Annotated in this window: 13 protein-coding genes and 1 pseudogene; 6 read left to right on the top strand and 8 right to left on the bottom strand. The window is 36.5% G+C overall.

Going from position 1 to position 14,364, the window contains the following annotated elements:
* Positions 1 to 151: 151 nt before the first annotated feature.
* From IGL80_RS05965 to IGL80_RS05950, 4 genes are all read right to left on the bottom strand, one after another.
* Entirely contained in the window at positions 152 to 592 is a 441-nt protein-coding gene (locus IGL80_RS05965; protein ID WP_002385841.1) for a hypothetical protein, read from the bottom strand.
* Between the two features lie 69 nt (positions 593 to 661).
* Positions 662 to 1,198, bottom strand: coding sequence for a GNAT family N-acetyltransferase (locus tag IGL80_RS05960; RefSeq protein ID WP_002360050.1), 537 nt, complete (start codon positions 1,196 to 1,198; stop codon positions 662 to 664).
* Between the two features lie 69 nt (positions 1,199 to 1,267).
* Entirely contained in the window at positions 1,268 to 3,973 is a 2,706-nt protein-coding gene (locus IGL80_RS05955; RefSeq protein WP_002377094.1) for a cation-translocating P-type ATPase, read from the bottom strand.
* 317 nt (positions 3,974 to 4,290) lie between these two features.
* Positions 4,291 to 4,941: a YczE/YyaS/YitT family protein gene (locus tag IGL80_RS05950; protein WP_002397432.1), complete on the bottom strand. Its 651-nt coding sequence runs from the start codon at positions 4,939 to 4,941 to the stop codon at positions 4,291 to 4,293.
* 89 nt (positions 4,942 to 5,030) lie between these two features.
* Here IGL80_RS05950 and yeiL point away from each other — a divergent pair, with 89 nt between their 5' ends.
* The 4 genes and pseudogenes from yeiL to IGL80_RS05930 all read left to right on the top strand — a co-directional run bounded on the left by yeiL (position 5,031) and on the right by IGL80_RS05930 (position 8,934).
* On the top strand, positions 5,031 to 5,696 hold the full coding sequence (gene yeiL, locus IGL80_RS05945) for a transcriptional regulator YeiL (protein ID WP_002360048.1): 666 nt from the start codon (positions 5,031 to 5,033) through the stop codon (positions 5,694 to 5,696).
* A gap of 71 nt (positions 5,697 to 5,767) precedes the next feature.
* Positions 5,768 to 6,163, top strand: coding sequence for a DUF3224 domain-containing protein (locus IGL80_RS05940; RefSeq protein WP_002360047.1), 396 nt, complete (start codon positions 5,768 to 5,770; stop codon positions 6,161 to 6,163).
* A 109-nt stretch (positions 6,164 to 6,272) separates the two neighbouring features.
* A complete protein-coding gene (locus IGL80_RS05935) occupies positions 6,273 to 7,454 on the top strand; it encodes a multidrug effflux MFS transporter (RefSeq protein WP_002360046.1) in 1,182 nt (393 codons plus the stop codon).
* A 77-nt stretch (positions 7,455 to 7,531) separates the two neighbouring features.
* Positions 7,532 to 8,934: pseudogene (locus tag IGL80_RS05930) on the top strand (IS3 family transposase).
* A gap of 72 nt (positions 8,935 to 9,006) precedes the next feature.
* Here IGL80_RS05930 and IGL80_RS05925 read toward each other — a convergent pair.
* The gene (locus IGL80_RS05925; RefSeq protein ID WP_002360045.1) at positions 9,007 to 10,842 is read right to left on the bottom strand and encodes an LTA synthase family protein; all 1,836 of its coding nucleotides are present in this window, start codon (positions 10,840 to 10,842) and stop codon (positions 9,007 to 9,009) included.
* A 208-nt stretch (positions 10,843 to 11,050) separates the two neighbouring features.
* Between IGL80_RS05925 and IGL80_RS05920 the strand changes: the two genes are divergently transcribed.
* Together IGL80_RS05920 and IGL80_RS05915 are read left to right on the top strand one after the other, a co-directional pair.
* Positions 11,051 to 11,200, top strand: a complete 150-nt coding sequence (locus IGL80_RS05920; RefSeq protein ID WP_002357118.1) for a hypothetical protein — start codon at positions 11,051 to 11,053, stop codon at positions 11,198 to 11,200.
* Positions 11,201 to 11,350: 150 nt separating this feature from the next.
* Positions 11,351 to 11,710, top strand: coding sequence for an iron chaperone (locus IGL80_RS05915; protein WP_002360044.1), 360 nt, complete (start codon positions 11,351 to 11,353; stop codon positions 11,708 to 11,710).
* Positions 11,711 to 11,856: 146 nt separating this feature from the next.
* On the opposite strand, the gene IGL80_RS05910 is transcribed toward IGL80_RS05915, so the two are convergent.
* From IGL80_RS05910 to IGL80_RS05900, 3 genes are all read right to left on the bottom strand, one after another.
* Positions 11,857 to 12,207: a DUF2200 domain-containing protein gene (locus IGL80_RS05910; RefSeq protein WP_002360043.1), complete on the bottom strand. Its 351-nt coding sequence runs from the start codon at positions 12,205 to 12,207 to the stop codon at positions 11,857 to 11,859.
* Between the two features lie 73 nt (positions 12,208 to 12,280).
* A complete protein-coding gene (locus tag IGL80_RS05905) occupies positions 12,281 to 13,285 on the bottom strand; it encodes an SIS domain-containing protein (protein WP_002357110.1) in 1,005 nt (334 codons plus the stop codon).
* Positions 13,279 to 14,355 carry an SIS domain-containing protein gene (locus IGL80_RS05900; RefSeq protein WP_002404256.1) on the bottom strand — a complete coding sequence of 359 codons (1,077 nt, stop codon included), beginning with the start codon at positions 14,353 to 14,355 and terminating at the stop codon, positions 13,279 to 13,281. Before IGL80_RS05900 ends, IGL80_RS05905 begins: the two co-directional genes overlap by 7 nt.
* Between the last annotated feature and the right edge of the window lie 9 nt (positions 14,356 to 14,364).

Below are 14,364 nucleotides of genomic sequence, written 5' to 3'. Positions count from 1 at the left end.
CGATGGAAAAGGAGTATTTACTCAATAAGAGTAAAATGAAAAATAAAAAGGTTGTTGTTGGTATGAATTAATAATACAATACACTTTCTCTTTTGTCCATAAAAAAGACATGAAAAAAATATTAAATTCGTTAGTTATTTTTATTAGTTTTTTATTTTTTCAAAAGAATGTTGCTCATTCGCGTAATGGCAAAGGTTAATTCATCCGTTGCTTGATCCTGCTTTTCCTCTGAAGCATTAAATAAATCTGCATCAATACCTGTTTCTGGATCTGTTGCTAAAATCATTTCATTGCATCCTGCTACATATTCTGTATAAGCATGTTGAAATTTTTTGTGAATGCCAAGTACTTGTGGCGTTGGTTTTAATGTTCCGACTTTTTTGAGCATTAATTCATATTTTTCAGTACCTTCTTTAAATTTTGCTTGAATTTCTGCAATTCGTTCGGCTGTTAAATCATTCACTTTATTCTTATCGATCGCTTGACGAACTTCTTCGTAATATGGATTCATGACTTCGCCAATGTCTTCTGTTGTTTTAACGATATCATTAATTGTTTGAACGTAAAATCCTAAATTTGGTCTCATAACCATCCCTCTTTTCCCTTTTCTCTTTCACTCCATTTTACACTTTTTCTATTCCATCTGACAAGTGGCACTTTTTCAGTCTTCATTCTTTTGATTTTTAACAGAGAAAACATAGTGAGGCATCGTTTTGCCACGGTATGTTTTAATGTATCGATCCCTAACAAGCATCTGGTTTCGAATAGCGACATTCATAGAGGCTAAGTTCGTATCACGAATCGTTGAAATAACTTCTGGAAAATTTAATACATCGAATGCGTACTGTTTTGCCGCTGCGGCAGCTTCAATCGCATACCCTTTGTGCCATTCTTTCACACATAAATGATAACCAATTTCTAGATAGCTCTTACCTTTTACTAATTGATTGGTGAGACCACACTCGCCGATGACTTCGCCTGTTCGCTTCTTCTCTAACGCCCATAAGCCGTAGCCGTATTCTTGATAGGACTGTAAGTTCCACTTTAGCCAGTTTGCAACCTCTTCATCAGAAAAAGCGTGTTCATAGGCATACATCACATTTTCGTCTTGCAAAAATTTTTTCAATTCCACTTCATCTTCCGACCGCCATTCTCTAACAATAAGTCGTTGTGTTTCGAAAATAATTTTCCGTTTCAAGCCCTTTCACTCCTTACATAAAGAAAAATTGACTGGTTTAAGTACCAGCCAATTTTCTTTTCTTATTTATTAAGCACCTTTACCTGCTTTACGTTGGAAGAACTTCACAATTTCCACAATTGGGATGATAGCAAAAGAAGTACCTGCTACAATTGCCCATTGATATGCATCTAAATGTGTGACACTGAATAAATCATTAAATCCTGGAATAACAATCGTTGCAGCTAATAGCAAGAACGAAACAAGAATCCCATAGTTAAATGATTTGTTGCGGAATAAGCCAACTTTGAAAATTGATTGATAAATCGACTTCACATTAAAGGCATGGAACAATTGAATTAATCCCAAAGTAGCGAAGGCCATGGTTAAAGCATCGCCGTGTTGTAAATCATACAACGCTTGCGCCGATAAGTTTGTGTTAGCTGCGGTATGTGCTGGGAACATAATTGACATTTTGTACACAATCAAAGTCAATGCCCCTTGCGTAATCCCTTGATAAACAACACTGCTTAAAACGCCGCCAGAGAAGAAGTTCGATTTTTTACCACGAGGTTCATGGCTCATCACATCACGTTCTGCTGGTTCCACACCTAACGCAATCGCTGGGAAAGTATCCGTTACTAAGTTAATCCACAATAAGTGAACAGGTAACAAGGTATCCCAATTGAGCATTGTTGCAATAAACAAGGTTAATACTTCCCCTAAGTTAGCTGAAAGTAAATATTGAATCGTTTTTTGGATATTTGAGAAGACTTTACGTCCTTCTTCTACCGCTACAATAATTGTTGAAAAGTTATCATCGGCAAGTACCATATCTGAAGCACCTTTTGATACTTCTGTTCCGGTAATTCCCATACCAATCCCGATGTCAGCAGCTTTTAAGGCTGGGGCATCATTTACGCCATCACCAGTCATAGCAACCACTTTTCCTTCTTGTTGCCACGCTTTAACAATCCGAACCTTGTGTTCTGGTGAAACACGAGCATAGACAGAGTAGTGTCCCACGACTTGTGCGAATTTTTCATCTGACAATTCATTTAATTCAGCGCCTGTGATGACTGCATCGTCGTCGCCTTCTTTGATGATGCCTAAACGTGCCGCAATTGCTTCTGCTGTATCACGGTGGTCACCCGTAATCATAATTGGACGAATACCCGCTTCTTTCGCGACTTTTACAGCATCTGCAGCTTCTTTTCTTTCTGGGTCAATCATACCGACTAAACCAGCAAATGTTAAATCTTTTTCCACAAGTTCAGAACTCATTTCGGCTGGAATCGTCTCAACATATTTATAAGCCATTCCTAAAACACGTAAGGCTTGTTTCGCTAATGATGTGTTGGTTTTCAAAATTTCTTGACGTTTTGTTTCATCTAATGGACTTGTTTCTCCATTTGATAAGATTTCCGTACAACGTTTCAATAATTCATCTGGTGCACCTTTGACAGAAACTAGGAAGCCACCTGTTTTTAATTCATGAACAGTAGTCATTAATTTACGATCAGAGTCAAAAGGAATCTCTGCCACACGAGGTTCAGCTGCTACTTTTTCGGTTACGTTAAACGCATGATCTAAACCAAATTGTACTAAGGCAGTTTCTGTTGGGTCACCAATTAATGAACCATCTTGAGCGATTTTTGTATCATTCGTAAAGTTCATGATTTTTAAAGCCATATTATCGGCAGGGATTTCTGTGGAAGCAGATAAAACTTGACCATCTGTATACAACGCTTCAACGGTCATTTGATTTAAGGTTAACGTACCTGTTTTATCTGAACAGATAATGTCTGTACTTCCTAATGTTTCAACGGCTGGTAACTTACGGACAATCGCATTTTTCTTGGCCATTTTTTGGGTACCTAAAGCCAAAATAATCGTGACAATCGCTGGTAATCCTTCTGGAATTGCCGCTACAGCTAACGAAATTGACGTTAATAACATGTCAATCCATGAACGACCATTCATCATTCCTACCACAAACATCACCGCTGCAATGACTAAAATGGCAATTGTTAACATTTTACCCAATTGGTTTAAGTTTTGTTTTAAAGGCGTTTCCGTTTCTTGTTCGCTTGCTAGCATGCCAGCAATTTTACCGACTTCTGTATTCATTCCTGTGCCAACCACAACGCCAAGACCACGTCCATACGTCACATTACTATTGGAATAAGCCATATTGATTCGGTCACCGATACCAATATCGGTTCCCTCTAAGATGGTTACTTCTTTTTCAACTGGAACAGATTCACCGGTTAACGCTGCTTCTTCAATTTTTAAGCTATTCGCTTCCAATAAACGTAAATCGGCTGGAACGACATCCCCTGCTTCTAATAAAACAATGTCACCTGGCACTAATTCATCACTTTTAACAGTAATGACGTGTCCATCACGGCGAACATTCGCATTTGGTGAAGACATTTCTTTTAATGCTTCAATGGCTTGTTCCGCTTTAGCTTCTTGGATGACCCCAAAGATGGCGTTCAAGATAACAACCACTAAGATGATAATCGAGTCTACCACATCATGGGAAAAGACGGCTGAAATGACCGCTGCCGCTAATAAAACAATAATCATAAAATCTTTGAATTGCTCAAAGAATTTCACGGCAAGTGATTTTTTCTTCCCTTCATCTAGCACATTTTCCCCGTACGTTTCTAAACGCTTTTGAGCCTCCTGTGCACTTAATCCATCAGTTGTTGTGTTCATTTTCTCCAAAACAACTGTGTCGTCTTGTGCGTAAAACGCTTCAGACAATTGTGTTTTCTTTTCTTCTGACATGTTCTTCCTCCTCTATTTTTTGCAGCATCCTTCAAGTACTATTTTACATTTCATCAAAAATAAATGAAAAAAAATAGACTTGTGTATGCTACTTCGTCGAACATACATAAGTCTCACCGTTTAAGACAACACCAGAAATTGCTTTCGGAGTTGGTGATGTTGTCACAGCATAAATACTGTCAGTTACTCCCTCATGAAAAAACTATTTAACATTGATTGGAGAACCAATGTTATGAATAATTACTTAATTAGTATACCGTTTTCCACTCTTTTTTTCAAATAAAAGTTCTGCTCATTTGAAAAAAACTGAAATCCTTTCATTCGGATTCCAGTTTCTTGATTTGTATTCGTAAAATACGTTGTTGCCCCCGCTTTCGCGACCAACTAATAACCCAAGAAAGTAAGAAAAGACTAATCACGGTTCCCTCACGAACAAAAATCGGCAAATGATAACTAATGGACAATCCTAGTGCTAAACTGACACAAAAAATATCAACTAAATAACGATAAAACTGAAAACTATAGCGCGTTCTTTCAGAAATAAGTGTACAAAATTTTTCAATGGGAAATTGCAAAACACCTAGCGCAACTACCTGTCCTGTCCCCATTCCTGCTATGATTGTCCCTAAAATAAATAGAACAATTTTAACCAAATAATTTTGAAAAACAAGCGAACCAAATAATTGATATAAGAAAAAATTAATGACAAAACCAAAGCCAATTAACGCCACCAAAATAATCAAATAGTCCTGAATTTTACGCTGCTGATCTAACAACCAACACGTGCCTAAAAAAGCGAAATTGATAGCTGTGGTAACAGTTCCGACTTTTAAATGAGTAAGTGTTGCAAAGGTCACATTAAATGCATTAAAACTACTAACTCCAATGCCTGCTTGAATTGTCAAACTGATGCCCAATGCACTAATTAAATAAAAAAGAAACGATAGCACAATTTTTTTCTTCCACATTATAAAAACTCCTCTACTCTTGATACGTCTATTATGTGCTACAATAGAAGAAACAAATAGGAGATATCTCCTATTATAAGGAGAAAAAAATGCTTAAAACAGCCTACCAACAATCACCGAAACAAGAATTAGCTAAAAATACGCCTTTTTTTAATGAAACTGATTTAAAACACAGTTTTATTATCGATTTTGAAAATCAAGAATTCATTCATCATCAAGCAGAGCCATTAAATTATCTTTTTTATTTAATCAAAGGAAAAGCGAAAATTTTAAAAACAGAACGCAATGGCCGCCAATCCATTGTTCAGTTTTTAACGACAGGTGATTTAATTGGCGATTTAACATTAGTTCAAGCGGAAACGATAACCAAGGACGTTATCGCCTTAGGTGAAACCTGTTGTTTGGCTATACCTTTAGCTTACGCAGAAACTGTTTTAAAAAACAAGGTACTTTTTATGCAGCAACTCAGCCATTATCTAGGGAAAAAAATGCTCCAACGGGTGGACCACTTTACAACGAATCAGACCTATGAACTAAGTTATCGGCTAGCGGAATTGCTATTGGTTGCCGCTAATCACGAAGATGTTTATAAAGAAAAACATACTGAGATTGCCGAATACTTAGGGGTTAGTTATCGCCATCTTATTTATACCTTCAAACAATTTCGAGAGCGCGGCTTTATTCAAAAACAAGGAACTGCTTATCACATCAACCGCTTAGCGTTACATTCTTTTGTGCAAAAAATGAAGAGTTAAAGTGGTGGATTGTTGACAAATAGTGCGCTTCCCGCTACCCTATTCTTATTAATAAGAAAGAAGGGACAGCAATGGAGCAAGCATCATTTACTGTATCTAGTTGGCAAGAACAACCGATTGACAATCTTAATGAAAATTTCCCAGTGAATCAAGCGAGCGCTACTTATCAATTGTCAGGCGCCTTATCTGGGACAGCTTATGTGGAATACTTAATGACTTATCAAGGCTCTTCAATGGCAGATGGGCTTGAAGCTGTGGCTCAAGTGGTCGGTTTCCTACATTTCGAAGGAACTTATTTAGGAAAAAAAGGCACCTTTACTGCTTGCGAAAAAGGGACGTTTACACAGGGTCTTTTAGACTGCCCAGGTGAACTATTTCAAGCATCAGGTGAGCTTGCCGGTTTATCCGGTCGCTACACTTATGAATTTAGTCAAGAAGAAGCGCTTCTTCATTTAGACTTTGTATAATAAAAAATTTTAAGGAAAGTTGGTGACATTATTTTACTTATTTTAAATTTGGCGGTTGTAAAAGACAATGGGTGTTTTTGATTAGATTAAACTTTTAAGGAGAAAAATCATGAAAAACACCCGAAACACCGTCCCATCATTACTAATTATTATTTTGCTTGTGGGATTTCCACAAATCAGCGAGTCGATTTTCACACCTATTTTGCCAGCGCTTAGTTCTGCTTTTAACATTCACGATAGCGTGGCACAATTAACCATGAGTATTTATTTTGTTGCCTTTGCCGTTGGCGTTTTATTCTGGGGAATTCTATCCGATACGATTGGACGTCGCCCAGCTATGTTATTAGGAATTTTATGCTATTTAATTGGAAATATTGGCCTTTTTTTGAGTCCGACATTTCCTTGGCTGTTATTTTTCCGTTTAATTCAAGCATTTGGTGCAAGCGTTGGTTCTGTCATTACCCAATCAATGATGCGGGAAAGCTTTAACGATCTTCAAAGAGGGAAAATTTTTGCTCAAACAAGCGCTGCTCTATCGCTATCTCCTGCCATCGGACCCTTAATCGGCGGACTTGTTCAAACCTATTTTGGCTATCAGCATGTCTTTAGCACCTTAATTGTCATGGCTGTTCTATTACTTTTCTATAGTTTTTATCGTTTACCAGAAACCTTTCACTTAGGAAATACCTTAACGAAAGCGCCTTTTTGGTCCGTGGCGAAACACCTTTCCTTCGACTCGAAAGTTTGGTGCTACGGCTTATTGATTGGGGGCATTAATGGTTTATTGTTTAGCTACTATGCAGAAGCTCCGTTTATTTTCATCAATCACTTTGGCTTTAGCAGTGTCCAATATGGCTTTCTTGGTTTAGTTTTAGCTGTGTCTAGTATTCTTGCTGCGGTTCTTATCAATTGGTTGCTAGGATATTGGTCAGCGGAAAAAATTGCCTTTGCTGGTTTGCTGCTAAGTATCTTTGCGGCTTGCTGTTTATTAATAATGACACAATTTGAAACAATCATTGGTCTTATTTTGTTTATTTTTCTCTTTTTCTTAGGGATTAATATTACTTTGCCCAATGCCTTAAGTATGGCCTTAAAAGGCTATGAATCTGTAATTGGTACTGCCAGTGGAATTTTTAGTTTTGTCTATTACTTGTTTGTTAGTTTCTTTACCTATTTGATTAGTTACTTTCACAATGGTACCATTTGGGTCTTACCACTTTACTTTTTAAGTTTTGCTTGTCTGTTAGCTTTCAGCTATTATGTCATTGTTTATCGTAAAACTTTAAAATAAAAATCAAAAAACACACGAATATTGAGCCGACCCCCAAAAGTTAGACCTAGAAATCTAACTTTTGGAGGTTTTTTTGTATGGCAAAATACAGTTTTGAATTTAAACTTAAACTTGTTCATGACTACTTATCTGGTCAAGGAGGTCTAAGGTTTCTCGCAAAGAAGTATGGGTTTAAAGATAGTTCTCAAATAAGCAAATGGATAAATGCCTATAAAGAACTTGGTGAAGAAGGCCTACTTCGCAGTCGAAAAAATAAGAATTACTCTGTTCAATTTAAGCTAGATGCGATAGAGTTATATTTAACAACAGAGTTGTCCTATCAAGAAGTAGCTAATCTTCTAAAAATGAACAATCCATCATTGATTGCGAATTGGCTTAGAACGTATCAGAAGTTTGGTATAGAGGGACTCTCTAAACAGAAAGGACGTCCACCTACCATGTCTAAAAAGAAACGAAATGAACCCCAACCACTACCAAGTGAACGATCTCAAGTAGAGAAACTAGAAAAAGAAAATAGAATGTTAAAAATTGAGAATGCCTATTTAAAAGAATTGAGGAGACTGCGTTTAGAGGACGAACAAAAAATGAACGAATCGCACGAATCATTCACAGTCTCCGAAGACACTTTCGATTAAAAGATATTTTGGAAACCCTAAGGTTTCCAAAATCTACTTACATGTACTGGCAAAAACGCCTCGACAGAACAGCTTCAACACAAATCATTGAAGAAGAAATTCAAGCGATTCGTAAAAAACATCAACATTATGGCTATAGAAGGATAACCCAAGAATTGAAACGACGTGGATTTCAAGTGAATAAAAAGAAAGTCCAGCGATTAATACAAAAGTTAAAGTTACAAGTCAAAGCTTTTACTAAGAAATCCAGAAAATATAATTCCTATAAAGGAATCGTTGGTAAAATCGCTAAAAATTTGATTCGTCGCCGATTTAAAACCTCTGTTCCTCATCAAAAAATTACAACTGATACAACTGAATTTAAGTACTTTGAAGCAGATAACGCAGGCATCTTTCGTCAGAAAAAACTATACTTAGATCCATTTATGGATATGTATAATAGTGAAATTCTAAGCTATAGCCTTTCTACTCAACCAAATGGTAAAACAGTTATGGAAGGTCTGAAAGAAGCAATTTCTCAAACAAATGATTGTCCCTATCGGCGCACCTTTCACTCTGATCAAGGCTGGGCTTATCAAATGAATGTCTATATACAAACATTAAAGGACAACAATATCTTTCAAAGTATGTCTCGAAAAGGAACCTGTTTAGATAATTCTCCTATGGAGAATTTCTTCAGTATCCTAAAACAAGAAGTGTATTATGGAAAAATCTATCAAAGTCAAAATGAATTGATAGAAGCAATTGAGAACTACATTTATTATTACAATCATCACCGAATCAAGGAAAAACTTAACTGGAAAAGCCCAGTAGAATTTCGACAATTCAATCAAAAAACTGCATAAAAATAGAGTGGAAAAATCCACTCTATAAAAAGTCTAACTTTTTGGGGTCGCTACATATTTCGTGTGTTTTTTTTAGCTAAAAAATTGATTTTCTAAACTATATTGCTTCCCTGAAACAATGTCATATTGAATCAGTCGGTATTCCTCATATAGTTGTTCTTGCTTTTTATTCATTTCTACTGTTTTTTTCCATTCCCCACCGAGATAGTAATTTCCCTTTTCAAAAGCAGGCAATTGTCCTTGTACCTCATTTAGCATAGCGTAAAATCCCGATTGCGGTAAGCCGCTTTGTTGGAAAAGTGAGGGAGCAAAATAAAATGGACTAATGATTGCTTGATGCTGATTTTTTTCTGTTAACTGGTTCGCCGTATCATACATTAGAAATTCTGTCTGGTGAAGGGCTGCCCCTTCATTCAACGCTTGAATGTTTTCATCATAAATACTTGGTAAGTGATCTCCCCAAAAAACGACTAATGTGCGTTTGGGCATTTTTTCGATTTCTTGTAGGAAATTTTTCAAAGCTTCGCTACTGTAGGCAATATCTTGCAAGTAATTATTGAGCGCGACTTGATTGCCGTTTCCTTGAGAAAAATAATTGGACGTTGTGTATTTATTTTCATAGGGCATATGTGTTTGCATAGTAACTAAATGAATGAATTGCGGTTGCTCTTTTTCTTTAAGCAGTGTCGTCACTTCCTGATACGCTGCTTGATCTGAAATGTAAGGATTATTTTCTAGTTTATCCGTATAGTTCATTGTTTTTTCATTGATAAATTGATCAAAACCTAAAATTTTATACACATCTTTTCGTTTATACATAGATGTATTGTACGGATGAATAGCCGTTGTTTGGTACTTTTGTTCCTTAAGTAATGAAACAATGGAAGGCAATTCCGTCATCTTAGGAATCATCATCGTATAAGGTGTAGTCATTTGGGCATTCATTAATTCCATCGAAAAACTTGTTAAGGCTTCAAATTCAATATTCGCAGTTCCGCCCCCGTAGTTTTGTGAAAGCATCTGGCCACTGTAAGTTTTATCAGCGATTTGCTGATAATCAGCTAAAGGATTGCCAATAATGGACAAACCTTTCAGATGATCTGGATTTGAAAAACTTTCACTCATGACAAACACAATATTTGGTTGCTCATTGCTCGGCACTGTTTTCGCCTCGGCCAACTTTTGATATTTCTGAGTAATTTCTGAAATAGCTTCTTTTGAATAACCCTTTGGTTGGTCCATAGCCTCTACTTTTAAATTATATAGAAAACCACCAATAAATCCTGTATTGTAGTAATTCATTTTTTGGCTGTAAGGAATCCATAACGCGGTTTTATTATAGGCTTTACGTAACAAATTTTGCGGATTGTTAAAATCACCAATATATGAAAATAGACCAATCGAAAGAACAAGACTTAACACACGAATTGTTTGTTTTTTCTTCGATAAAAAGAAACTTTTATAAAAGGCTTTTCCTAAGAAAAAAAGTGCTACACAACCTAACGCAACCACAAAAATAAACGGCCATAAACCAACCATTTCTTTTAATAAACTAACTTCTGTGATCATTTTTAAGTCGTCTGGGTAAATAGGTTCGACACGATAAAACATCTTTTGATAGTCCGCAAATCCTAAAACACCTATTATGACACTATATAAAAGAGCGCCAACTCCTAATGAACCTGCCAAACTACATAAAAAAAGTAAAAAAACGCTTAGCACAAAACAACCTAAGAAAAACTTTTCCGTATGCCACGAAAAAGCAAACTTGAAGGCTAAATCAACAGACAAGTTATTTTGACACCATTGCAAATATAAATTACTAAAAATAATTAATAAGATGAACCCGATTCCATACAAAAGGTAGCGGTAGGGCCATCGTCTAAATTTCTCAACTCTCTTTTTCACATCGATCTCCTATTCAAAAACTAGTAATGTATTTATTTTATGCTTCTTGAAAAAGAATGTAAAGAAGTAGCTAGCAAAGAAGTCTAAGGAATGGTAAAGAAAAAATGTTATTTGTTGCAAAAATAATTTTCCAGTGGTATAGTAACAATGGAATTTCGTTATCAGTTATCGTCGCCTTTTTAGAGTACTTTATGAAAGGAGAATAACTATGACTTACAAAGTAAAAAACATTCAATACCGTATTCAATTAGACACAGACAAAAATATTTTCATTGTTTTTGATGCAAAAAATGAAAGTAAAACAGCAACTGGTCACACAATTGAAGAAGCAATTGCACACTTAAAACAATTAAACTAAGGAGTGACAAACATTTCCATGCAAGACCCTTTAGGTAGTTATTTAAGCTAAAAGCCGTTTAGTAAAGAAAAAATACTAGACGGTTTTTTTGTATCTTCTTCGCCTTTTATTTTTTACATAGTATACTGAAACAAACGGAGGTGTTTTTATATGACCATCATTGCAAACTATATTCGCCAGCAACCCCAACGTCAAACACAGTTAACAGAAATCTACCAAGCAATTTTAGCGGTTGTTCCTCAGGAGACTACTGAAAAAATCGCTTATGGAATGCCGACCTTTTACTTAAATGGCAATTTAGTGCATTTTGCGGCGGCCAAGCAACATTTAGGTTTCTATCCTACGCCATCAGCCATCCAACGTTTCAGCAAAGAATTACGCCCTTTTAAAACCTCGAAAGGTGCCATTCAATTTCCCTACACGCAAGAGTTACCTCTTTCATTAATACAGGAAATAGTTAAATTCCGTGTACAAGAAAACATGAAGAGCGTGGGACAAAAATCACTTTGAATTTTTGTCCCACGCTCAAAAACTGATAAACGGCGGGAACAGAAGCAACTCCTTCGGAAATAAACCGAAATTCTCCAAAAATTAAAGAACAATTTTCGGAAATTCCTTCTTATTTCTCGGAGTTAAACACTTCTGTCCCGACCTCTTCATGTTCTTAAAATTTTTTCCATCGCTTTTCCCTTGGCCAATTCGTCGATTAATTTATCTAGGTAACGGATTTTTTGCATTAAAGGATCTTCAATTTCTTCCACGCGATAGCCACAAATTACGCCTTTGATCAATTGGGCGTTTTCATTAAAATTGGGTGCTTCTTCAAAAAATGTTTCCATCGTTACTTTTTGAGCCAATTGTTGTTGCAAGCCTTTTTCATCATAACCAGTTAACCAGTAAATAATTTCGTCAACCTCCGCTTGCGTTCGATTTTTACGTTCTGCTTTTTGGATGTATAGCGGGTAAACACTGGCAAAGGTCATTGTATAGATTTTCGGTTTTGTCATTGGTTTTCCTACTTTCTGAAGTATTCTCTCTTCAGTCTACCACAGGCTTGCTGGAAAAAGAGGCTATTTTGTCTTAGTAATCAAATTGACGATAATAACGACGAATCTCTAATGGGTGACAATTCAATTTTTCTACATGCGCATCAATGCGTTGCGTTACCGCATGCATTAGGAGAAATGAAATAACTCGGCCACGATATTTTTCACTAATTCCTGGAAGTTCATACGCTTTCGAATCAATAATTGTATAATTGGCACAGATTTTCGGCAATAATTTTGCTACTCGTTCTGCCAACGGTCGCTGCTCGTCTTCTCCAATAAACAACGTTACTGGCGTAGTTTCATCTACAATTTCTAGCGTTCCATGTAAGAACTCTGCTGCATGAATTGATTTTGAGCGAAGCCAACTTTGCTCTTCCCAATAGCACATTGCATAAGAATAGACCGCTCCCCATTGGTTCCCTGCGCCAATAAAATAGTGAATGCTATCATGACGATGTTTTTCCGCAAAAGCTAAGCCAAACGCATCGGCACTTTTTTCGGCTTCAGCTAAACCTGTAGGCAAATATTCTTCCAATTCTTGGTAATAATTTTCGTAATCTGTAAATTCGTTGTTTTTTTGCATTAAACGATCAGCTACCATAAAGAACTTGATTTGCTCAGTTCCTGGAGCTGGATAAGTCACCACATAATCACATAAATCTGCTAAAAGACTGTCTTTTGCATCGATAAAACCAAATAACGTTGCGCCGACCTTTTTGATTTCTTGAACGGCTTGCACCACTTCTTGTGTTGTCCCAGTAACGGAAGACAAGATGACGAATGATTTTTCTGTTAAACGTTTATTGCCTGTTGTGTAATACTCAGCAGCATGTTGAACATAGATTGGTAAATTACTTTTTCCATTCGCATAAGTAACTGCTTGCATGGCTGAAGCATAAGTACCGCCGATTCCTAAATAATAGACCGCATCAAATCCTTTCGTCCAAACTTGATCAACAACTTTTTCAACATCTGAACGCAAGGCTAAGGCACCTCGTATGTCTTTGATTTGTTGTTCTTCATTAAATTTTAACATGGCTGATTTCCCTCTTTCTTTGCTATTTTACTTTTTAGGACACAATCAAAATCATCAAAAATCCGTTGAGATAAATCAATTCCTTTACTTGTAGCTACTTGATACGCCAAATATTGAAATGGAATAACTAATAATAAAGGACTAATTTTTTCTTCGACATCACTTGCTAAACCTAACGTATTTGATGCTCTCGTTGAACCCGTTGTAATTGTGTAACATTGGCCAACATAACTGGCTAGATAATTTTTCAAGGCTTGGCTACGTGCTTGAATAGGACTTTGATTCTCAATAAAAAACAAAAGATGTGTAGTATCCGCTTCAAGATAAGGCCCATGCATATAAGCTTCGACTTCAAATCCTTGGGAAGGTAAGCGAACTGTTTCTGTAAACTTCGTCTCAAACTCTTTCGCCGTACCAATATTGGGCCCATAACCAATTGCGATAAATCGTGTCCCCTCTGTTAATTCTTTTTTCGTTTTTTGCCAAAATTGTTCGGTTTTATAAATCACCGAATCGATTTCCTGAATTGCTTTGGCAAGTTTTGCTAATTCTTCTTCAACCTCTACTTTTGTTAATTGATGCTTTTGATAGCCCAGTTTCAAACCAAATAGAAATAAATTTAAAAGTGTTGCCGTATAGCCTTTTGTGACAAAACCAACTGTTTCAAGCCCCATTTTTAAATCCAGGACTTCATCCACAACCTCCGTAATCGGGCTGGTGACATCACTTGTCAAGGCCACTGTTTTTACAGACGTTTGGTTTTTAATTTTTGCAATGGCATCAATTGTCGAAGCACTTTTACCACTTTGCGAAACCGCTACGACCAGATCAAACCGATCATCCACTTTGCCATAATGAACAAAATTGAACGGCTCTTGGATTTCCACATAAATAGGCGCCACTTCTTCAAGGTAAACTTTAGCCGCCTGACAAGCGTTATGTGACGAGCCAGTTGCTAAAACTAGACAGTGCGTGACCTTTGAAACGTCTGTATCAGTTAATTGAAATTGGTTAAGAATCTGAGTTAGGGCTGCTTGCTCCTCATTTATATAATCCAGCATCGTTTTCATATTTTGCCT

It is taken from the genome of Enterococcus sp. DIV2467a (genome assembly GCF_050532945.1).
Lineage (GTDB): Bacteria > Bacillota > Bacilli > Lactobacillales > Enterococcaceae > Enterococcus > Enterococcus faecalis.
The sequence above is the reverse complement of the archived record's forward strand: the minus strand, read 5'-3'. Positions and strand labels throughout refer to the sequence as shown.

What these genes read in the sequence shown, in the direction of transcription:
- IGL80_RS05965 (WP_002385841.1), bottom strand. Translation starts at nt 592, where the DNA reads ATGGTTATGAGACCAAATTTAGGATTTTACGTTCAAACAATTAATGAT.
- IGL80_RS05955 (WP_002377094.1), bottom strand. Translation starts at nt 3,973, where the DNA reads ATGTCAGAAGAAAAGAAAACACAATTGTCTGAAGCGTTTTACGCACAA.
- IGL80_RS05950 (WP_002397432.1), bottom strand. Translation starts at nt 4,941, where the DNA reads ATGTGGAAGAAAAAAATTGTGCTATCGTTTCTTTTTTATTTAATTAGT.
- yeiL (WP_002360048.1), top strand. Translation starts at nt 5,031, where the DNA reads ATGCTTAAAACAGCCTACCAACAATCACCGAAACAAGAATTAGCTAAA.
- IGL80_RS05940 (WP_002360047.1), top strand. Translation starts at nt 5,768, where the DNA reads ATGGAGCAAGCATCATTTACTGTATCTAGTTGGCAAGAACAACCGATT.
- IGL80_RS05935 (WP_002360046.1), top strand. Translation starts at nt 6,273, where the DNA reads ATGAAAAACACCCGAAACACCGTCCCATCATTACTAATTATTATTTTG.
- IGL80_RS05920 (WP_002357118.1), top strand. Translation starts at nt 11,051, where the DNA reads ATGACTTACAAAGTAAAAAACATTCAATACCGTATTCAATTAGACACA.
- IGL80_RS05915 (WP_002360044.1), top strand. Translation starts at nt 11,351, where the DNA reads ATGACCATCATTGCAAACTATATTCGCCAGCAACCCCAACGTCAAACA.
- IGL80_RS05910 (WP_002360043.1), bottom strand. Translation starts at nt 12,207, where the DNA reads ATGACAAAACCGAAAATCTATACAATGACCTTTGCCAGTGTTTACCCG.
- IGL80_RS05905 (WP_002357110.1), bottom strand. Translation starts at nt 13,285, where the DNA reads ATGTTAAAATTTAATGAAGAACAACAAATCAAAGACATACGAGGTGCC.
- IGL80_RS05900 (WP_002404256.1), bottom strand. Translation starts at nt 14,355, where the DNA reads ATGAAAACGATGCTGGATTATATAAATGAGGAGCAAGCAGCCCTAACT.